Raw genomic sequence first — 20043 nt, 5'->3', positions numbered from 1 at the left:
CGTTGTTGAACGACGAGCAGGACACGTCGTGGGCGACGGCACGAGCCGTCGATCGGATCACTACCAGACGAGAGCGTCAGTGGTGCAGGATCTTCGAGAGGAAGTCCTTGGCGCGGTCGCTCTTCGGGGCGCTGAAGAACTGCTCCGGAGTGGCCTGTTCGACGATCTTTCCGTCCGCCATGAAAACGACGCGGTCGGCCGCCGATCGGGCGAAGCCCATCTCGTGCGTCACGACGACCATCGTCATGCCCTCGCGGGCGAGCTGCTGCATGACCTCCAGCACCTCGTTGATCATCTCCGGGTCCAGAGCCGAGGTGGGCTCGTCGAAGAGCATCACCTTCGGGTCCATGGCCAGCGCCCGGGCGATCGCCACGCGCTGCTGCTGGCCACCGGACAGCTGTGCCGGGTACTTGTCGGCCTGTGCGCCGACGCCCACCCGGTCCAGCAGGGCCTTCGCCTTCTCCAGGGCCGTCGCCTGGTCCGTCTTGCGGACCTTGAGCTGACCCAGCATCACGTTCTGCAGCACCGTCTTGTGTGCGAACAGGTTGAACGACTGGAAGACCATGCCCACGTCCGCGCGCAGCCGGGCCAGTTCCCTGCCCTCGGCCGGAAGGGGCTTCCCGTCCAGCGTGATGCTGCCCGAGTCGATGGTCTCCAGCCGGTTGATGGTCCGGCACAGCGTCGACTTGCCCGAGCCCGAGGGCCCGATCACCACGACGACCTCACCGCGGGCAATGCTCAGATCGATGTCCTGAAGCACGTGCAGCGCGCCGAAGTGCTTGTTGACGTTGCTCAGTACGACCAGGTCGTCGGCGGCACCGGCCGCATCCTCCACGTCCTTGGTCACTGATACTCCGCTCATCGGCTTCTTGCTCCGTCCTCCGTCGGTTGGGAGGAATGTAGTGACGAGATGAGCACACCGTCATTACATCTGAGGGAGAATTGAGCATAACGAAACGGCCTCGCACCGATACGCTCCGTACCCGGTACCCATGAAGGGCGCGATGTACTCGTACCGGGTGCATAACGGAAGACTCGCCGGACCGGAACCCTCTTGACGTGGGGCTCTCCCATGGGTGTGGATGCATGGTGACCATGTGTACGGAAGCTGAAGCGGAAGAATCGGGAAGGGGGACGCCATGAGGCTGCTGCTCGTCGAGGACGACGACCACGTCGCCGCCGCCCTGTCGGCGATCCTCGCCCGGCACGGCTTCCAGGTGACCCATGCCCGCAACGGCGAGGAGGCCCTCCAGGCGCTGCTGCCGGCCGGGGCCAAGCCCTTCGGCGTGGTGCTGCTGGACCTGGGCCTGCCCGACCAGGACGGCTACGAGGTCTGCGGCAAGATCCGCAAGCGCACGTCCACGCCCGTCATCATGGTCACCGCCCGCGGCGACGTCCGCTCGCGCATCCACGGCCTGAACATGGGCGCCGACGACTACGTGGTCAAGCCGTACGACACCGGGGAACTCCTCGCCCGCATCCACGCCGTCGCCCGGCGCACCGGCGCCTCCGACGAGGCCACCACCGAGAGCGCCCCCGGCACCGTCCGGCTCGGCTCCGTCGCCGTCGAGCTGCCCACCCGCCGCGTCACCGTCAACGGCAGCGACGTACCGCTCACCCGCAAGGAGTTCGACCTGCTGGCCCTGCTCGCGCAGCGGCCCGGCGTGGTCTTCCGCCGCGAGCAGATCATCAGCGAGGTGTGGCGCACCAGCTGGGAGGGCACCGGCCGCACCCTCGAGGTCCACGTCGCCTCGCTGCGCTCCAAGCTCGGCATGCCCGCGCTCATCGAGACCGTCCGCGGGGTGGGCTACCGGCTCGTCACCCCGGCCGCCCCCTAGCGGGTCCCCGCCGTGCGCACCCGGCTGCTCCCGCTCCTGGTCATCCTGATGGCGGGCGTCCTGATCGCGCTCGGCCTCCCGCTCGCCGTCAGCCTCGCCGCCGCCCAGCAGCAGCGGGTGGTGGTCGACCGCATCGACGACAGCGCCCGCTTCGCCGCCCTCGCGCAGTTCGTCGTCGACGCCGAGGGCTCCGGAGCCACCGGCGCCGACGAGCGCCGCGACACCCTCCAGCTCGAACTCGCCCGCTACCAGGAGCTGTACGGCATCCGCGTCGGCATCTTCTACCGCGACGACAACGCCATGGTCCGCGCGCCCGGCTGGTGGCAGGTCCCCGAGTCCAAGGAAGGCAAGCGCGCCTTCGAAGACGCCCTCGCCGGCCGGCGCAGCCACGACCCCGGCCAGGTCTGGCCCTGGCAGACCAGCGGCAAACTCCTCGTCGTCTCCCCGGTCGTCCTCGACGGCGACGTCGTCGCCGTCGTCGCCACCGAATCACCCACCGACCAGATGCGCGCCCGGATCCTGCGCGGCTGGCTGATCATCGCCGCCGGCCTCACCGCCGCCATGCTGGTCGCCTTCGGCGCCGCCCTGCGCCTGACCAGCTGGGTGCTCAAGCCCGTACGGACCCTGGACGCCGCCGCGCACGGCATCGCCACCGGCCGGATGAACTCCCGCGTCGCCGCCGCGAGCGGCCCGCCGGAACTCAGACGCCTGGCCCGCTCGTTCAACGAGATGGCCGACAACGTCGAAGAGGTACTGGAGCAGCAGCGGGCGTTCGTGGCGGACGCCTCCCACCAGCTGCGCAACCCGCTCGCCGCGCTGCTCCTGCGCATCGAGCTCCTCGCCCTCGAACTCCCCGAGGGCAACGAGGAGATCGCCTCCGTGCGCACCGAGGGCAAACGCCTCGCCCAGGTCCTGGACGACCTGCTGGACCTGGCGCTCGCCGAACACGCCTCCGCCGAGATCAGCCTCACCGACATCGGGGAGCTCGCCGCCGAACGGGTGGCCGCCTGGCGGCCCTACGCCGAGGAGAAGGGCGTACGGCTCACCGAGGCGGGCCGTACCGCCGTCACCGGCTGGGCCGACCCCATCGCCCTGTCCAGCGCCCTCGACGCCGTCATCGACAACGCCCTGAAGTTCACCCCCGCCGGGGAGGAGGTCGAGGTGACGGTCTCCGCCGAGGGACGCAGCGCGCTCGTCGTCGTCGCCGACCGGGGCCCCGGCCTGACCGAGGAGGAGCTGCTGCGCGTCGGCGACCGCTTCTGGCGCAGCGGCCGCCACCAGAACGTGAAGGGCTCCGGTCTCGGCCTGTCGATCTCACGCGCCCTGCTCGCCTCGGGCGGCGGGTCCATCTCCTACGAGACGAACCCGCCGCACGGACTGCGCGTGACGGTGGCCGTGCCCCGCACCGACCCAAAGGAGTTCTAGTGCCGTGCCGGGCGCCGCGACCCGGTGGACCTTTCCCGGCACGGCACTAGCTCCAGGGCAGCTCGGTGCGGGCCGGCGCGGAGACGGCGTACGTCTCGTCCACCGTCCGGAGCTCGAGGACGGCCGCCCGCTCCCCGGCCGCGCGGACGACGGAGGGCAGGTGGAGGGCGGCCGCGCAGGTGCCGGCCAGGAAGCGGCGGGTGCCGTCGGGCAGGCGGCGGTGGAGCTCGTAGTGCCGGACCGGCCCGGCTGCCCGGTTCCAGCGCAGGCGGAGCTCGGCGCGGCCGTCGCCCTGCCGGGAGACGGCCTCCACCCTCAGGTGGGAGGGCGGGGCCGGGGGCCGCCGCGCGGTGGTGTCGCGTACCGACAGGGCACCGAGCCGCCAGGACACCGCCGTCTTCCCGGGCGCGGTGATCCGTACGGCAAGGGCGTACGCGGTCCTCCCGGCCAGGCGCGCGAGGGGGACGCGGGAGGTCCGCCAGCCCTGGCCGGCGCCCGCGGTCCCGGCCGGCAGCCAGGTGTACGGCACGGGCGCGCCCGGGGCGGACGGCTCGCGGACGGCGACGCCGAGCTCCACGGCCACCGGCCCCGCGCCGCTCGTGTGGACCAGCTCCGCGACGGCGTGGCCGGTCAGGGGGAGGCGCGTGCAGTGCAGGGCGACGGTCGTGGGGGCGGTGAGCGCGCCGGCCACCAGCAGGCTGGAGCCCCCGCGCCAGGCGTCCGCGAAGTCCAGGGTCACCGAGGGGCGCGCCCCGGCGGTGTCCACCACCCAGCGCCGGCCCGGGAGCCGGTCCTGGAGTGCCAGGTGGTTCCACGGCTCCTCGGAGGTGACCGCGCCGTCCTCGTACCAGCGCAGGCCGTGTCCGGTGTTGAAGGAGCAGCCGAACGGCAGCCCGCTGACGGTGGAGCGGTCGGCGACGAAGGTGGCCGGGGCCCGCCAGGAGGCCTGCGGCGCGGGCCGGGACGGATCCAGGGACTCGCCCGTCCAGAACCGGTCGTCGGCGCGGTGGAAGGCGCCGGGGGAGCGGTCCGTGAGGTGGTTGCGGGTCCACTCCGGCCGGTAGAGGCCGAGGCTGACCACGTGGTCGCGGTCGCGCGGCACGATCGCGTCCCACTGGACTGCGGAGTCCCAGCCGTTGGACTCCACGTCCACCGCCGCCCACAGTTCGTGGCGGCTGCGGCCGAGCCGGCCGGCGAGGGCGCCGGAGTCGGCGAGGGTGCGCGCCGTCCAGCGGAAGTCCACGAACACCGTGTCCGCGACCCGCCCCGAACGGTCCTCGAAGAACTCCTGGTTGAGCGCGTTGAGGGCGCCCTGCCAGCCGACCCTGCCGGTGCTGTTCATCGCGTCGTACCAGGTGATGCGCAGCCCGTGGGGCGCGCCCGCCGCCCGCAGCGCCCGCAGGAACTCCCGCATGCGGGTGGCGAGGGCGCTGTCCCCGCCGTCCGTCTCGGCGTTGACGAACCAGCCGTCGAAGCCGTGCGCCACCGCCACCCGGACCAGCTGCTCCGCGACCGGGAACCGGCCGTCGGGCTCCCGCCGCACCAGGTCGCGCGTCCACTGGAGGTCGCCGCCGTAGGGGACGGGCGGCAGGAAGACGTTGCCCAGCACCCGGACCCCGTTGCGGTGGGCGGCGTCGACGACCGGCGCGTTGGGGGCGAGCACGATGCCCTCGCCGGCGGAGCCGCCCCAGAAGACCAGCTCGTCGAGGTACGCCCAGTGCGTCAGGGCGTAGTGGTCGGCGGTCGCCGAGCCCTGGGAGGGGTTGCGGGAGGTCGGCCCGAACGAGACGAGCGCCGAGATCCGCGCCTGGTCGGCGCGGGCGCCGCGGTGCGCGGGAACGGGGGTGAAGCGCGGGGCGAGGGGCACGGTCGAGGTGTTGTGGGCGAGGTCCGGGTCCGACTCCGGGGTCCAGTCGCCGAGCGAGCGCCAGACGACGCCGGGGGCGGGGGTGCCGTGGGGGAGGGAGCCGGGGAACCAGTAGGAGGCGTAGGGGGCGAGGCCGCCGGGCGGGGGTGTGGGGGCGGGTGCGGCTGCCGCGGGGGTGGGGAGGGCGGGGAGAGCGGCTCCGGCGGCACCGGCGGCTCCGGCGGCCAGGACGGTGCGTCTGGCCGGAGGTAAGGGGGCGGGGGAGGAATCGGGCATCGGGGCTCCTCGTGGTGCGGCTCGGGCGGGGTGAGGTGAGGTGGGGTGAGGTGAGGTGAGGTGGGGAGAGGCGGGGTGGTGTGAGGTGGGGCCGGGTGCGGGCCGTCATCCGACGTCTTCGACATGGACGACCTCTGTGATGCCCCGCGTCTTGAGATGGGCCGCGTCCTCGGCACGGTCCGCGAGGACCACCGCCGGGCGGGCGCCCCGGGCCGTCAGGGAGGCCCAGGCCTCGAAGAAGGTGCCGCCCGGGGCGCACACCGAGCGGCCCCGGGACCCGTCCAGGGCGAGGGCGGTGGAGCGTACGGGTGGGCGGTGTCCGCGGTCCCGCCACTCCGCCGCGACGCGGGCCAGGACGGTCCCGGCGGGCTTGGTCCGGCCGTCGTTGGTGAGCAGCCCGAGGCCGTACTCCAGCTCCGGGAAGTCCGCGAGCTCCCGGGACACGTCGTGCGAGCACCACCACGTCACCCCCCACAGCCCGGGGCAGTCCAGGGCGGCCGCGAGCGTGGCGGCCGTGAACCGTGCGGCGTGCTCCGGGGGGATCAGCGGGGCCGGTGCCCCGACCTCCTGGAGCCACACCGGGCGCGCGGGGTCCTCGGCCCAGGCCTTCGACAGCTCGATCAGGTACGCGGCGTGGTGCTCGGTCGCCGTCCCGGTGCGGCCGTGGCGCTGCGCGGTGCCGTTGAACACCCACGAGTGCACGGCGGTGGCCGCGCCCAGCCGGGCCGCGTGGGCCGGGGTGAAGGGGTGCCCGTCCTGGTACCAGGCGGCGTCGTACTCCGCGTGCACGTGCAGCCGCCCCGGGGCGCCCCGTTCGCAGGCGGCGAGCATCCGCTCCAGCCAGCTGCCGGCCTGCTCGGGGGTGATGGGGTCGGGGTCGGGGTGCGGGGGGCCCGAGAACTGGTTGATCTCGTTGCCCACCGTCATCCCGAGGAAGTTCGGCCGGCCGGAGAGGGCGGCGGCGAGGGTGCGCAGGTACTCCTCCTGGCCGGCGAGGACCTCCGGGTCGGTGAAGAGGTTCCGCCGGTGCCAGGTCCGCGTCCAGGCGGGCAGGAAGTCGAAGCTCGACAGGTGCCCCTGGAGGCCGTCCACGGCGACGTCGAGCCCGCGCGCGGCGGCCGCGTCGGCGAGGGCGACGAGCTGCTCGACGGCGCGCGGCCGGACCAGCGCGCGGTTGGGCTGGAAGAGCGGCCACAGCGGGAACACCCGTACGTGGTCCAGGCCGAGGGCGGCGATCGAGTCGAGGTCGGCCCCGACCTCGCCGGGGTCGAAGTCCAGCCAGTGGTGGAACCAGCCGCGTGCCGGGGTGTAGTTGACGCCGAAGCGCAGGGTGCGGTGCATGGTGATCCCGGGGTTTTGGGGAACGCGCCGGACGCCCACAAAGTGCCGGGCCGTACGGGGCGGAGTCAACAGCGCCTTTGTCGTCGGGCGGCCGGATCCGGGAAGCCGACTCCTGCTGTCTGGAAGGCTGTTGCCCCGGGCCGTCCCTTTCGGATCAGGCCGGGCCGGGCCGGCCCGCCGCGGTGCCGGATCGCGTACGGTCCGCCCCATCGCAGTCCACGTCACCGAGGGATGAGGCAGACATGGCCCGCAGACCCACCATCAAGGACATCGCCCGCCGGGCAGGAGTGTCCGAGAGTGCCGTCTCCTTCGCCCTCAACGGCAGGCCGGGAGTCTCCGAGGACACCCGCGCCCGGGTCCGCCGGGTCGCCGAGGAACTGGGCTGGCAGCCCAACCACGCCGCCCGGGTCCTGTCCGGCGAACGCTGCGGGGCCGTCGGGCTGGTGCTGGCCCGGCCCGCGCACACCCTCGGGGTCGAGTCCTTCTTCCTCCAGCTCGTCTCCGGCGTACAGGAGGTGCTCTCCGCCGGCCGGACGGCGCTGCTCTTCCAGGTGGTGGAGGACATCGACGCCGAATGCGCCGTCCACCGCCGCTGGTGGGCCGAACGGCGCGTGGACGGCGTCCTCGTCGTCGACCCCCGTACGCAGGATCCGCGCCCGGAGCTCCTGGCCCGGCTCGGGCTCCCGGCCGTCTTCATCGGGGGGACGGGGGAGCCGGCGGTGCCCGGCTCCCCGCCGCCGCTGTCATCCGTCTGGGCCGACGACGCCCGTGCCATGGCCGGGGTACTGGAGCACCTCCACGGGCTCGGCCACCGCCGGATCACGCACATCGCCGGCCTGCCCGGCCTCGCCCACACGGCCCGCCGCATCGCCTCGCTGCGTGCCGAGGCCCGTCGGCTCGGGCTTCCCGCGGGGCACGTCCGGTCGGTGCCCACCGACTACTCCGACGCCGAGGGCGCCGCCGCCACCCGCCGGATCCTCGCCGAGCCCGAGCCGCCCACCGCCCTCGTCTACGACAACGACGTGATGGCGGTGGCCGGCAGCGCGGTCGCCGCCGGGCTGGGCATCCCCGTGCCCGACCGGCTCTCCATCGTCGCCTGGGACGACTCCGCCCTGTGCCGGGTCACCCACCCCCGGCTGACCGCGCTGGTCCGCGACACCGCCGGCTTCGGGCGGCTGGCGGCCGAGGAGCTCCTCGCGCTCCTCGCCGGAGGCCCGCCCCGGGCCAGGGAGAGCGAGCTGCCCCGGCTGGAACCCCGCGGGAGTACGGCCCCGCCGCCGGCGGCATACTGAAATCCGACCTCTTCGCAGGAGCGCCTCCGTGACCACCCCCACCTCAGCCTTCCCCGTGCCGCGCAGCACCGCCGCGGCCGCCGTCGCCGGCCCGACCGTGGCGATCGACATCGGCGGCACGAAGATCGCCGGGGCGCTGGTCCACCCCGACGGCGCGATGACCGCGGTCACCCGGCGTCCCACCCCGCGCGGGACGGACGCCGACGGGATCATGGCGGCGGTCGCGGAGGTGATCGCCGAACTGGCGCAGGATCCCCTGTGGGCGCGGGCCGTCCGGTGCGGCATCGGCAGCGCCGGCCCCGTGGACACCTCGCGCGGCACCGTGAGCCCGGTCAACATCGGGGCCTGGCGGGAGTTCCCCGTGCAGCAGCGGACCGCCGCCGAGCTGGCCGCGCGCGGGGCCCGGATCCCGGTCGCCCTGGCCGGCGACGGCGTGGCCATGACGGCCGCCGAGCACTGGCTCGGCGCCGCCCGGGGGCACGCCAACGCCCTGTGCATGGTGGTCTCCACCGGGGTCGGGGGCGGCCTGATCCTGAACAACCAGCTCCACCCCGGCCCCACCGGCAACGCCGGTCACATCGGCCACATCAGCGTCGCGTTCGACGGCGAGCGGTGCGCCTGCGGGGGCCACGGCTGCGTCGAGTCCGTCGCCTCCGGGACCGCCATCGCCCGCTGGGCCCTCGCCCAGGGCTGGGCCGGCCCCGACCCCACCGCGGCGGGCGTCGCCGCCTCCGCCGCGGCCGGCGACCCGGTGGCGCTGGCCGCCTTCGACCGGGCCGGGCGGGCCCTGGCAGCGGCCATCGCGGCCACCGCCACCCTCGTCGAAACCGACATCGCGGTGATCGGGGGCGGGGTCGCCGCCAGCGGGGACACCCTCTTCGCGCCGATCCGGCGGCACCTGGCCTCGTACGCGACCCTGTCCTTCGCCAAGGACCTCCAGGTCGTCCCGGCCGCCCTCGGCACCCACGCCGGACTGATCGGCGCGGCCGCCGCCGCGATGATGCTGCTGCCTACGGCTTGACCGAGCGGTAGTACCGCCCGGCCCCCTCGTGCAGGTCCAGCGGGTCCGTGTAGATCGCCGTCCGCAGGTCCACCAGCTGGGCGGCGTGCACCTCGTGCCCGATCCGGTCCCGGCTGAGGATCACCGTCCGGGTGAACTGCTCGGTCAGCTCCGCGCCGGTGTCCTCCCGGGTCACCAGCAGGTTCGGCACGGCGAGCGTGGCCACCGCCGAGGTGTTGCGGGCCCGCGCGTACGCGTCCTGCGGCATCACCGCGGGGCGGTAGTACCGGGCCGGGCTGCCGCCGCCCTGGAGCTGCTCGACCAGGTCGCCCAGCTGTACGAGCCGGATGTCGAAGCGCTCCGACAGCTCGCGCACGGCGTTCGTCGGGAGCCCGCCCGACCAGAAGAAGGCGTCGATCCGCCCCGCCTCCAGCTCGGCGGGCATCGTGTCGATGCCGATACCGACGGCGGTGATGTCCTTGTGCGGGTTCAGCTTGGCCGCCGTCAGCAGCCGGTCCGACACCAGCCTGACCCCGGAACCGTCCTGGCCCACCGCGACCCGCTTGCCCCGCAGGTCGCGGACCGACTGCACCGGCGAGCCCGCCGGCACCACCAGCTGTACGTAGTCGTCGTAGAGCCGCGCGCAGCCCCGCAGCCGGTCGGCGCCCGGCTTCCCGTCGGCCCGGTACTTGGCGACCGCGTCCGCCGTGGCGATCGTGAAGTCGGCCTGCCCGGCGGCGACCCGCTGGAGGTTCTGCTGCGAACCCTCGCTGGGCTCCAGCCGGACCGTCACCCCGGGCATGTCCTGCGCGAGCGCTCCCTCCAGCAGCTGCCCGTAGCGGTGGTAGACACCGGTACGCACACCCGTGCTGAGGGTCAGCCCGCCCTTGAGCTCGGGCTCCCAGAAGGGCCTCGGCCACCACAGCAGCCCCCCGAGCACGACCAGCACGGCGACCAGGCCCAGGAGGAGGCGGCGCCGGCTGATGCGGGGAGGTACGAGGGGCATGCCGGGATCCTCCCACCCGCCCCGCCGTCCTGTCACGGCCGGTCCCCGCCCCTGGGCCCGCCCGTCCGGTGTTCCGTCCCTCTTCCCTCCCGTATTCGGCCCCGTGGCGCCTTTCGGCGGGCGGGCGGCACCGGCGGCCGGAGGGCCCTCCGGCACCGCCTACCCTTGTTGCATGACCAGCAGCAGCGACCGGAGCACGGCAGTGGTGGACCCCAAGGGAACTTACGAGGTGCGCACCTACGGGTGCCAGATGAACGTGCACGACTCCGAGCGGCTCTCCGGTCTGCTGGAGGACGCGGGCTACGTCCGCGCGCCCGAGGGGTCCGACGGCGACGCCGACGTGGTCGTCTTCAACACCTGTGCCGTCCGCGAGAACGCCGACAACAAGCTGTACGGCAACCTCGGCCGGCTCGCCCCGATGAAGACGAAGCGCCCCGGCATGCAGATCGCCGTCGGCGGCTGCCTCGCCCAGAAGGACCGCGACACCATCGTCAAGAAGGCCCCCTGGGTCGACGTGGTCTTCGGCACGCACAACATCGGCAAGCTGCCGGTCCTCCTGGAGCGCGCCCGCGTCCAGGAAGAGGCCCAGATCGAGATCGCCGAGTCGCTGGAGGCGTTCCCCTCCACGCTCCCGACCCGCCGCGAGTCCGCGTACGCCGCCTGGGTCTCGATCTCCGTCGGCTGCAACAACACCTGCACCTTCTGCATCGTCCCGGCGCTGCGCGGCAAGGAGGAGGACCGCCGTCCCGGCGACATCCTCGCCGAGGTGGAGGCCCTGGTCGCCGAGGGCGTCTCCGAGATCACCCTGCTCGGCCAGAACGTCAACGCCTACGGCTCCGACCTCGGGGACCGCGAGGCCTTCTCCAAGCTGCTGCGCGCCTGCGGCCAGGTCGAGGGCCTGGAGCGGGTCCGCTTCACCTCCCCGCACCCCAAGGACTTCACCGACGACGTCATCGCCGCCATGGCCGAGACCCCGAACGTGATGCCGCAGCTGCACATGCCGCTGCAGTCGGGTTCGGACCCGATCCTCAGGGCGATGCGCCGGTCGTACCGGCAGGAGCGTTTCCTCGGCATCATCGAGAAGGTCCGCGCCGCGATCCCGCACGCCGCGATCTCCACCGACATCATCGTGGGCTTCCCCGGCGAGACGGAGGAGGACTTCCAGCAGACGATGCACGTCGTGCGCGAGGCCCGCTTCGCCAGCGCCTTCACCTTCCAGTACTCCAAGCGCCCCGGCACCCCCGCCGCCGAGATGGAGGGGCAGATCCCCAAGGAGGTCGTCCAGGACCGCTACATGCGCCTGGTCGCCCTCCAGGAGGAGATCTCCTGGGAGGAGAACAAGAAGCAGGTCGGCCGCACCCTGGAGGTCATGGTCGCCGAGGGCGAGGGCCGCAAGGACGGCGCCACCGCCCGCCTGTCGGGCCGTGCCCCCGACAACCGCCTCGTGCACTTCACCAAGCCCGACGAGGACGTCCGCCCCGGCGACGTGGTCACCGTGGAGATCACCTACGCGGCCCCGCACCACCTCCTCGCCGAGGGCCCGACGCAGGCCGTGCGCCGCACCCGCGCCGGCGACGCCTGGGAGAAGCGCAACGCCGCCCCGGCGCAGCCGGCGGGCGTCATGCTCGGCATCCCGTCCATCGGCGTCCCGGCCCCGCTGCCGGCGGCCACCTCGGGCTGCGCGATCGACTGACCGCGCAGGGGCCGGGGCGGCTAGGCTGCGGATCATGCTCGTAGCCGCCGCCGTCTGCCCCGCCCCGCCGCTCCTCGTGCCGGAGGTCGCCGCGGGCGCCGCCGCCGAACTCGACGACGCCCGTACCGCCTGCTCCGACGCGCTGGCCGTGCTCGCCGCCGCCCGGCCCGACCTGCTGGTCGTGGTCGGCGCCGCCGGAGCCGGCCGCGCCGGGGCCTACCCGCCGGGATCCCGGGGCGGGTTCCACGGCTTCGGGGTCGACGCCGAGGTCCGCCTCGGGGACGGCCCCGGCGACGGCGCGGAGCGGGCGCTGCCCGACTCCCTGGCCGTCGGCGCCTGGCTGCTGGGCCGCGCGCGGTGGGGTGCCGCACCCGTCGAGGGCCTCGCGGTGGGCGAGCCGCTGGAGACCGAGGGCTGCCTGCTGGCCGGGCGGGAGATCGCCGCGCGGGCCGGGCGGGTCGCGCTGCTCGCGCTGGGCGACGGGAGCGCCTGCCGGACCCTGAAGGCCCCCGGCTACCTGGACGAACGGGCCGCGGCCTTCGACGCCGCCGCCGCACGCGCCCTGGGCGCCGCCGACACCGGGGCGCTCGCCGCGCTGGACCCCGTGCTCGCCGCCGAGCTGCTGGCCGCCGGCCGGGCGCCCTGGCAGGTGCTCGCGGGGGCCGCCGAGGGCGCGGGCCTGGACGGCCGGCTGCTGTACGAGGACGCCCCGTACGGGGTCGGCTACTTCGTGGCCGCCTGGTCGTAGCGGACGCGGGCGCCGGGCCCGCCCGTACGCACGCATGACGGAGGGGCGCGGGATCAGCCGATCCCGCGCCCCTCGCGGTACCGCGTCAGGAGGCGGCCGGCGGCGTCGGCCCGCCGGGGGTGTCCTTGTGCGCGATCTTGCCCAGGGCGTCCTTCGCCTTGTCCGCGCCGGTCGTGATCCGGGCGCTGTACTTGCCATGGGTCTTGGAGTCCACGACCTTGGCGACCTTGTCCAGGCCCTCGCCGATCCTGCCCTCGTGCTGCTGCGCGAGGTCGCCGACCTTGTCCTTCGCCGGAGCGAGCTTGGCCTTCAGATTGTCCATGAACCCCATGGGGCACCTTCCAGTGGCGTGACTACGTACGGGCGCCCTCGCCGGCCTCGCTGTCCGCTGCCGCCTCCACCGACTGCTGCTTCGGGATCTCCACGGCCTCCGCCGCGGGGGTCCCGGCCGCCGCAGACCCGGCTTCCCCGGCCTCCACGACCTCCCCGGCCCCTACGGCCGGCTCGGTCTGCGCCTCCAGCGTCTCCGCCGTCCCGGCCTCGGCGGCGGCCGGTTCGGCCCCTACCTCTTCCTTGCGACGAAAAATCCGGTCAAAAACGCCCATGTCTACTCCCATAACGTTACTCGTGCGGGTGAAGTTCCGCCCTGGCCGGACCGGCCTCCACCAGATGCGCGCCAGGCGCACGCCGGGCCGGAACCTCTTCAGGGCAACGACCCCGCCCGCACCCCGTCACCTCACCCGATCGGGTACATGCCGCCGCGTTTGCGAGACTGTGTCGGTGAGGAATGCAGCCCCCGCCCCGCGGGTCATCGCCGTCGTCGGTCCCACCGCGGCCGGAAAGTCCGACCTGGGCGTCGCCCTGGCCCGCCACTTCGGCGGCGAGGTCGTCAACGCCGACTCCATGCAGCTGTACCGGGGGATGGACATCGGGACCGCCAAGCTGACGCTGGAGGAGCGCGGCGGGGTCCCGCACCACCTCCTCGACATCTGGGACGTCACCGAGACCGCCAGCGTCGCCGAGTACCAGCGCCTGGCCCGCGCCGAGATCGACAAGCTGCTCGCCCAGGGCCGCACCCCCGTCCTCGTCGGCGGATCCGGCCTCTACGTGCGCGGCGCCCTCGACGCCATGGAGTTCCCCGGCACCGACCCCGAGGTGCGGGCCCGGCTGGAGGAGGAGGCCACCCTGCGCGGCCCCGGCGCCCTGCACGCCCGCCTCGCCGCCGCCGACCCGGCCGCCGCCGCCGCGATCCTGCCCAGCAACGCCCGCCGCATCGTCCGGGCCCTGGAGGTCATCGAGATCACCGGCAAGCCCTTCACCGCCAACCTGCCCGGCCACGAGTCCGTCTACGACACCGTCCAGATCGGCGTCGACGTGGCCCGCCCCGAGCTCGACGAGCGGATCGCGCTGCGCGTGGACCGCATGTGGGACGACGGCCTGGTCGACGAGGTCCGCGCCCTGGAGGCCCAGGGCCTGCGCGAGGGCATCACCGCCTCCCGCGCACTGGGCTACCAGCAGGTACTGTCCGCCCTCGCCGGGGAGTGCACCGAGGACGAGGCCAAGGCCGAGACCGTACGGGCCACCAAGCGCTTCGCCCGCCGCCAGGACTCCTGGTTCCGCCGCGACCCCCGCGTGCACTGGCTCAGCGGAGCCGCCGCCGACCGGGGGGAACTCCCCGGACTCGCGCAGTCGTTGGTCGAACGAGCGGTCACAGCCTGATCACGTGATTGCATCGGGAAGCCCCGTGTGCCCGTCGCGGGCCCGGGTCCGTGCCATCATCAAACTTCTGAACAGCGGCGTACGAAGTCCGAGTGGGGAGGGCGCGTGGCTATGGAGGCCGGCCCTCGTGACACGGGGCGGGACGACACCGGGCGAGGAGCGGACCCGATGCTCCGAAGCGAGCCCGGCACGCCCGCCGGCCCCGGCACGCCGGACGCCCCGGCGGGCCCCGGCGGCACCGGCACCCCCGCGGGTGCCGACGCGGGCGCCGACGGCCTCGGCCTGCCCGCCGAACCCGCCCGGCTGAGCCCCGACGGCCCCGACGCCCCGGAGCCCGGAACCGAGGCAGCCGGCCCCGAGTTCGAGGTCGAGCTGCGCCCGCAGCGCCGCCTGCGCATCTGGCAGATCGCCCCCATCGTGATGCTGGCCGCCGCCGGCTCCCTGATGTTCGCCTTCCCCCTCGCCTTCGAGTTCGGGGACGGCGGAGCCGTCGTCGCCATGCTCGGCTTCCTCATCAGCTCCTGCGCGGGCGGCTGGGGCATGATGGCCGCGCGCCGCGTCGGCTACACCTGGCCAGGGCTGCCGCCGCGCGGCAGCGGCCGCCGCCCCGACTGGCGGATGGCCGCGCTGTACGCGCTGGTCGCGCTGGCCGTCGTAGCACTCGCCGTGTACCGGGTGGCCCGGCTGCGCTGACCGCGCCGCCCGGCCTCGCCCCCCGACGGCAGCGGCCTGACCGCATGCTGATCCCGCAGGCCACGGCCCCGACCCGCTCGGTACCATGGGCGGGTGACGCACACCACCCTCTCCTTCCTCAAGGGCCACGGGACCGAGAACGACTTCGTGATCGTCCCGGACCCGGACAACGCCATCGAGCTGCCCCCGACCGCCGTCGCCGCCCTGTGCGACCGCAGGGCCGGCATCGGCGCCGACGGTGTGCTGCACGTGGTCCGCTCCGCCGCCCACCCCGAGGCCGCGCACATGGCCGACGAGGCCGAGTGGTTCATGGACTACCGCAACAGCGACGGCTCCGTCGCCGAGATGTGCGGCAACGGCGTCCGCGTCTTCGCCCGCTACCTCCAGCACGCCGGCCACATCGAGCCCGGCGACCTCGCCATCGCCACCCGCGGCGGCGTCAAGCAGGTCCACCTCGACAAGACCGGCGACGTCACCGTCTCCATGGGCCGCGCGCTGCTCCCCGAGGGCGAGGTCACCGTCTCCGTCGGCGAACGCTCCTGGCCGGCCCGGAACGTGAACATGGGGAACCCGCACGCCGTCGCGTTCGTCGAAAGCCTCGACCACGCCGGAAACCTGTACAGCCCCCCGCCGTTCAGCCCCGCCTCCGCCTACCCCACCGGGGTCAACGTCGAGTTCGTCGTCGACCGCGGCCCGCGGCACGTCGCCATGCGCGTCCACGAGCGCGGTTCCGGCGAGACCCGCTCCTGCGGCACCGGCGCGTGCGCCGTCGCCGTCGCCGCCATCCGGCGGGACGGAGCCGATCCCGCCGAGACGGGGCAACCGGTCTCGTACACGGTCGACCTGCCCGGCGGCACCCTCGTCATCACCGAACACCCCGACGGCCGCGTCGACATGACCGGACCGGCCGTCATCGTCGCCTCCGGCGAGTTCGAAGCGGCCTGGCTCACCGAAACGGCTTTCGCCTGAAGATTCCCTCTCATGGGTGATCCGTTTCACGCTGAGCGAGAGGTGGACTGCGCCACGTGGTGGGGTCGGTAACATCAGGCACCGGCCCTGAGGGCTCACCCCATGCCCGCCACCGCCGGTCGAAGCCGCCGGAGGTGCCCATGAGTGCAGAGGCCACGAACCCCGAAGCACATGCCGAGATGCGCCCTGAGCTGCGCAGACGAGGCCGTAGCCGACTAGATCTGCGCCGCCTGGGGCGTGCGGCCCTGCTCGGGCCCACGTCCCGCGACCGCCTGCCCGACGCCATCGGGCACGTAGCAGAAGCCCACCGCGCCCACCATCCGGACGCCGACCTGTCCATTCTGCGGAAGGCCTATCTGCTCGCGGAGCACTCCCACCGCGGCCAGATGCGCAAGAGCGGTGAGCCGTACATCACACACCCGCTCGCCGTCACCCTCATCCTCGCGGAACTCGGCGCCGAGACCACCACCCTGACGGCCTCTCTGCTCCACGACACCGTCGAGGACACCGATGTGACCCTCGAACAGGTCCGGGAGGAGTTCGGCGACGAGGTCTGCTTCATCGTCGACGGCGTCACCAAGGTCGAGAAGATCGACTACGGGGCCGCCGCCGAACCCGAGACCTTCCGCAAGATGCTCGTCGCCACCGGCAACGACGTCCGCGTCATGTCCATCAAACTCGCCGACCGGCTCCACAACATGCGCACCCTCGGCGTGATGCGCCCCGAGAAACAGGCGCGCATCGCCAAGGTCACCCGCGACGTCCTGATCCCCCTCGCCGAACGCCTCGGCGTCCAGGCCCTCAAGACCGAGCTGGAAGACCTCGTCTTCGCGATCCTGCACCCCGACGAGTACGAACACACCCGCGCCCTCATCGCGGCCCGCGCGGGCGAGGACGACCCCCTCGCCGCCATCGCCGAATCCGTCCGCAGCGTCCTGCGCGACGCCGGCATCACCGCCGAGGTCCAGGTACGGCCCCGGCACTTCGTCTCCCTCCACCGCATCTCCCGCCAGCGCGGCGAACTGCGCGGCTCCGACTTCGGCCGCATCCTCGTCCTCGTCGCCGAGAACGCCGACTGCTACGGGGTGCTCGGCGAACTCCACACCTGCTTCACCCCGGTCGTCTCCGAGTTCAAGGACTTCATCGCCGTACCGAAGTTCAACCTCTACCAGTCGCTGCACACCGCCGTCGCCGTCCCCGAGGGCTACGTCGCCGAGGTCATCGTCCGCACCCGCCAGATGCACCGCGTCGCCGAAGCCGGCGTCGTCGCCCTCGGCAACCCCTACGCCACCGGCGAGGCCGCCGCCGACTGCGACGAGGAACGCGTCGACCCCACCCGCCCCGGCTGGCTCTCCCGGCTCCTCGACTGGCAGCAGTCCGCGCCCGACCCCGACACCTTCTGGAGCGTGCTGCGCGCCGAGCTCGCCCAGGACCGGGAGATCACCGTCTTCCGCGCCGACGGGGGCACCCTGGGCCTCCCGGCCGGCGCCAGCTGTATCGACGCCGCCTACGCGCAGCACGGCGAGGCGGCCCACGGCTGTATCGGCGCCCGCGTCAACGGGCGCCTCACCTCCCTCTCCTCCCCGCTCTCCGACGGGGACACCGTCCAGCTGCTCCTCGCGCAGGACGCCTCCTCCGGGCCCGCCCCCGACTGGCTGGAGCACGCCAGGACCCCGGCCGCCCGGATCGCCATCGGCAGCTGGCTCCAGGCCCACCCCGACGGCCCCGGCCCCGCCACCGCCGCGCCCCGGGCGCCGCTGTCCGTGCCGGGGCTGCGCGGCGGCGGGGGCAACGCCGTCGCGGACCTGCCCGACGCGCACGTCCGCCTCGCCGGATGCTGCACCCCCGTACCGCCGGACGCGGTCGCCGGGTTCGTCGTACGCGGCGGGGCCGTCACCGTCCACCGTGTGCACTGCCCGGCCGTGGCCCAGATGCGCTCCGTGGGCCGCACCTCGGTCGCCGTGCACTGGCGGGCCACGGCGGACTGCCGGGTCACCCTCAACGCCGAATCGTTCGGGCGCCCGCACCTGCTCGCCGACCTGACCGAGGCCATCGCCCGGCTGGGGGTCGAGGTGGTCTCCGCCACCGTCGAGCCGCCCGTCGAACAGCGCGTCCACCACAGCTACACGCTGCAACTGCCCGACGCGGCGGTACTGCCCGCGCTGATGCGGGCGATGCGGGACGTACCCGGCGTGTACGACGTCAGCCGGGTGTAGGAGCCCCGAGGCTTCAGGGGGCGGACGGGTTTCAGGGGGTACGGGGGGATCGGGGACCGGGGGGACCGGGGGATCGGGGGATCGGGGGGGACCAAGGGGGCTGGGGAAGGCTTCGGGGGAGCCCGGGGGGTGCTCCACGGGGTTTGCGGGGACAGCGCGCGCAGGGGCGCGTACGCAGGGGCGTACGGAGTCCGCCGCGCGGCCTCGACGCCCCGTTCGGGTGGAGTCGTCGCGCGCCGCTCGCGGGCCCGGGACACGCGCTGGTAAGCGGTGGTGGATGCAGCTCACCTCCCCGCGCCTGCGCGCCTCCCTGCTCGCCGCGGCCTCCCTCACCCTCGTCGCCGCCGTGCTGCCCCCGCCGAAGCCGCTGGGCATCGGCGACCGGCTCTTCCCCGAGCTGGGCAACCCCGGCTACGACGTCCTCTCGTACGACCTGTCCCTCACGTACAAGGACAACCGCAGCCCCCTCGACGCGGTCACCGCCATCGAGGCCCGCAGCCTGGAACCGCTGGAGCGGATCAACCTCGACTTCACACACGGGACGGTCGCCTCCGCAGAGGTCAACGGGCAGCCCGCACGGTTCGAGGCCGCCGGGGAGGACCTCGTGCTGACCCCCGCGCACCCGGTCCCGGCGAGCGCGCCGCTGCACATCACCGTCCGGCACACCAGCGACCCGCGCGGCCGCGCCTCCGACGGCGGGTGGGTCGTCACCGAGGACGGCCTCGCCATGGCCAACCAGGCCGACGCCGCCCACCGGGTGTTCCCCTGCAACGACCACCCCGCCGACAAGGCCTGGTTCACCTTCCGGATCACCGCCCCCGACGGGTACAGGGCCGTGGCCAACGGGGTGCCCGGCGCGCTCCCGGCCGCGCGGGCGGCCGGCGCCACCGAGTGGACGTACCGGACCCTGCACCCGATGGCCACCGAGCTCGCCCAGGTCTCCATCGGCCGCTCCGCCGTCCTCCACCACACCGGACCGCACGGCCTGCCCCTGCGCGACGTCGTGCCCGCCGCCGACCGGGAGCGGCTGGAGCCCTGGCTGGCCAAGACCGCCGGGCACGTGGCGTGGATGGAGGAGCGCGTCGGCCGCTACCCCTTCGAGAACTACGGGGTGCTGATCGCCCGCGCGAAGACCGGCTTCGAGCTGGAGACCCAGACCCTCTCGCTCTTCGAGCACGGCCTGTTCGCCGGGGAAGCGGCCGGCTACCCCGAGTGGTACGTGGAGGCCGTCATGGTCCACGAGCTCGCCCACCAGTGGTTCGGCGACAGCGTCACCCCGCGCACCTGGTCCGACCTGTGGCTCAACGAGGGGCACGCCACCTGGTACGAGGCCCTGTACGCGGACGGGCTCGGCAAGTACCCCCTGGAGCGGCGGATGCGCGAGGCGTACCAGCGCTCCGACCAGTGGCGGGCCCAGGGCGGCCCCCCGGCCGCCCCGAAGGCGGCCGCCCCCGGCCAGAAGATCGGCCTGTTCCGGCCCGTCGTCTACGACGGCGCCGCGCTGATCCTCTACGCCCTGCGCCAGGAGATCGGCGCGGCGGCCTTCGACCGGCTCGAGCGGCGCTGGGTGGCGGAGCACAAGGACGGGATCGCGGGCACGGAGGACTTCGTACGCCTGGCCTCGCAGGAGGCGGGACGCGACCTCACGGCCTTCCTGCGGCCCTGGCTGTACGGGGAGGCCACCCCGGCGATGCCCGGGCACCCGGAGTGGGGCGGCCGGGCAGCGGCGGGCGCTCCTGTCCCGGGGAACACCCCGGGGAAGGCGTCGGTGAAGGCCTCGGGGAAGGCCCTGGGGAAGCCGTAGCGCCGTAAAACGGTATGACGGCCGGGGAACGGGCATGACACCATCGGCGAGGCCGACGGGGACACCCCCGGCGGGACCCGCCCGGCGAGTCCGGCTCCGGGGCATCCGGCTCCGGGGAATCTCCGGACGGGACCACACGTTGGACATGACAGTGTT

The 20043-nt window shown here is 74.0% G+C and carries 17 protein-coding genes; 11 read left to right on the top strand and 6 right to left on the bottom strand.

Annotated features, from left to right (window positions below; translation table 11 throughout):
* Positions 1-76: 76 nt before the first annotated feature.
* Positions 77-862: an amino acid ABC transporter ATP-binding protein gene (locus ACZ518_RS22395; protein WP_469114754.1), complete on the bottom strand. Its 786-nt coding sequence runs from the start codon at positions 860-862 to the stop codon at positions 77-79.
* 277 nt (positions 863-1139) lie between these two features.
* Between ACZ518_RS22395 and ACZ518_RS22390 the strand changes: the two genes are divergently transcribed.
* Together ACZ518_RS22390 and ACZ518_RS22385 are read left to right on the top strand one after the other, a co-directional pair.
* Positions 1140-1838 (top strand): response regulator transcription factor, encoded by a 699-nt coding sequence (locus ACZ518_RS22390; RefSeq protein ID WP_469114753.1) that lies wholly within the window; start codon positions 1140-1142, stop codon positions 1836-1838.
* 12 nt (positions 1839-1850) lie between these two features.
* On the top strand, positions 1851-3263 hold the full coding sequence (locus ACZ518_RS22385; protein WP_469114752.1) for a sensor histidine kinase: 1413 nt from the start codon (positions 1851-1853) through the stop codon (positions 3261-3263).
* Positions 3264-3309: 46 nt separating this feature from the next.
* Here ACZ518_RS22385 and ACZ518_RS22380 read toward each other — a convergent pair whose 3' ends face one another.
* Positions 3310-5406 carry an endo-beta-N-acetylglucosaminidase gene (locus ACZ518_RS22380; RefSeq protein WP_469114751.1) on the bottom strand — a complete coding sequence of 699 codons (2097 nt, stop codon included), beginning with the start codon at positions 5404-5406 and terminating at the stop codon, positions 3310-3312.
* A 105-nt stretch (positions 5407-5511) separates the two neighbouring features.
* Positions 5512-6747: a glycoside hydrolase 5 family protein gene (locus ACZ518_RS22375; RefSeq protein WP_469114750.1), complete on the bottom strand. Its 1236-nt coding sequence runs from the start codon at positions 6745-6747 to the stop codon at positions 5512-5514.
* A 242-nt stretch (positions 6748-6989) separates the two neighbouring features.
* Between ACZ518_RS22375 and ACZ518_RS22370 the strand changes: the two genes are divergently transcribed.
* Both ACZ518_RS22370 and ACZ518_RS22365 read left to right on the top strand, forming a co-directional pair.
* Positions 6990-8039 carry a LacI family DNA-binding transcriptional regulator gene (locus ACZ518_RS22370; protein WP_469114749.1) on the top strand — a complete coding sequence of 350 codons (1050 nt, stop codon included), beginning with the start codon at positions 6990-6992 and terminating at the stop codon, positions 8037-8039.
* A 97-nt stretch (positions 8040-8136) separates the two neighbouring features.
* Positions 8137-9060, top strand: a complete 924-nt coding sequence (locus ACZ518_RS22365; RefSeq protein ID WP_469114795.1) for an ROK family protein — start codon at positions 8137-8139, stop codon at positions 9058-9060.
* Here the strand turns inward: ACZ518_RS22365 and ACZ518_RS22360 are convergent.
* Positions 9050-10045, bottom strand: a complete 996-nt coding sequence (locus tag ACZ518_RS22360) for a TAXI family TRAP transporter solute-binding subunit (RefSeq protein WP_469114748.1) — start codon at positions 10043-10045, stop codon at positions 9050-9052. The genes ACZ518_RS22365 and ACZ518_RS22360 overlap by 11 nt on opposite strands.
* 172 nt (positions 10046-10217) lie before the next feature.
* Here ACZ518_RS22360 and miaB point away from each other — a divergent pair, with 172 nt between their 5' ends.
* Both miaB and ACZ518_RS22350 read left to right on the top strand, forming a co-directional pair.
* A complete protein-coding gene (miaB, locus tag ACZ518_RS22355) occupies positions 10218-11738 on the top strand; it encodes a tRNA (N6-isopentenyl adenosine(37)-C2)-methylthiotransferase MiaB (RefSeq protein ID WP_469114747.1) in 1521 nt (506 codons plus the stop codon).
* A gap of 34 nt (positions 11739-11772) precedes the next feature.
* A complete protein-coding gene (locus tag ACZ518_RS22350; RefSeq protein WP_469114746.1) occupies positions 11773-12486 on the top strand; it encodes a class III extradiol dioxygenase subunit B-like domain-containing protein in 714 nt (237 codons plus the stop codon).
* Between the two features lie 85 nt (positions 12487-12571).
* Here ACZ518_RS22350 and ACZ518_RS22345 read toward each other — a convergent pair whose 3' ends face one another.
* Together ACZ518_RS22345 and ACZ518_RS22340 are read right to left on the bottom strand one after the other, a co-directional pair.
* Entirely contained in the window at positions 12572-12817 is a 246-nt protein-coding gene (locus tag ACZ518_RS22345) for an antitoxin (RefSeq protein ID WP_007266972.1), read from the bottom strand.
* A gap of 22 nt (positions 12818-12839) precedes the next feature.
* Complete coding sequence (locus ACZ518_RS22340) at positions 12840-13091, bottom strand: hypothetical protein (RefSeq protein ID WP_469114745.1); 252 nt, start codon at positions 13089-13091, stop codon at positions 12840-12842.
* Between the two features lie 175 nt (positions 13092-13266).
* On the opposite strand from ACZ518_RS22340, the gene miaA reads away from it, so the two are divergent.
* The 5 genes from miaA to ACZ518_RS22315 all read left to right on the top strand — a co-directional run bounded on the left by miaA (position 13267) and on the right by ACZ518_RS22315 (position 19887).
* Positions 13267-14205, top strand: a complete 939-nt coding sequence (miaA, locus tag ACZ518_RS22335; protein ID WP_469114744.1) for a tRNA (adenosine(37)-N6)-dimethylallyltransferase MiaA — start codon at positions 13267-13269, stop codon at positions 14203-14205.
* Positions 14206-14373: 168 nt separating this feature from the next.
* Positions 14374-14898 (top strand): hypothetical protein, encoded by a 525-nt coding sequence (locus tag ACZ518_RS22330; protein WP_469114743.1) that lies wholly within the window; start codon positions 14374-14376, stop codon positions 14896-14898.
* Positions 14899-14991: 93 nt separating this feature from the next.
* Complete coding sequence (dapF, locus tag ACZ518_RS22325; RefSeq protein ID WP_469114742.1) at positions 14992-15867, top strand: diaminopimelate epimerase; 876 nt, start codon at positions 14992-14994, stop codon at positions 15865-15867.
* A 140-nt stretch (positions 15868-16007) separates the two neighbouring features.
* On the top strand, positions 16008-18083 hold the full coding sequence (locus ACZ518_RS22320; RefSeq protein WP_469114741.1) for a RelA/SpoT family protein: 2076 nt from the start codon (positions 16008-16010) through the stop codon (positions 18081-18083).
* A 277-nt stretch (positions 18084-18360) separates the two neighbouring features.
* Positions 18361-19887 (top strand): M1 family metallopeptidase, encoded by a 1527-nt coding sequence (locus ACZ518_RS22315; RefSeq protein WP_469114740.1) that lies wholly within the window; start codon positions 18361-18363, stop codon positions 19885-19887.
* The last annotated feature ends 156 nt before the right edge of the window (positions 19888-20043 follow it).

This window comes from Streptomyces sp. NPDC033966 (assembly GCF_055575955.1).
The sequence above is the reverse complement of the archived record's forward strand: the minus strand, read 5'-3'. Positions and strand labels throughout refer to the sequence as shown.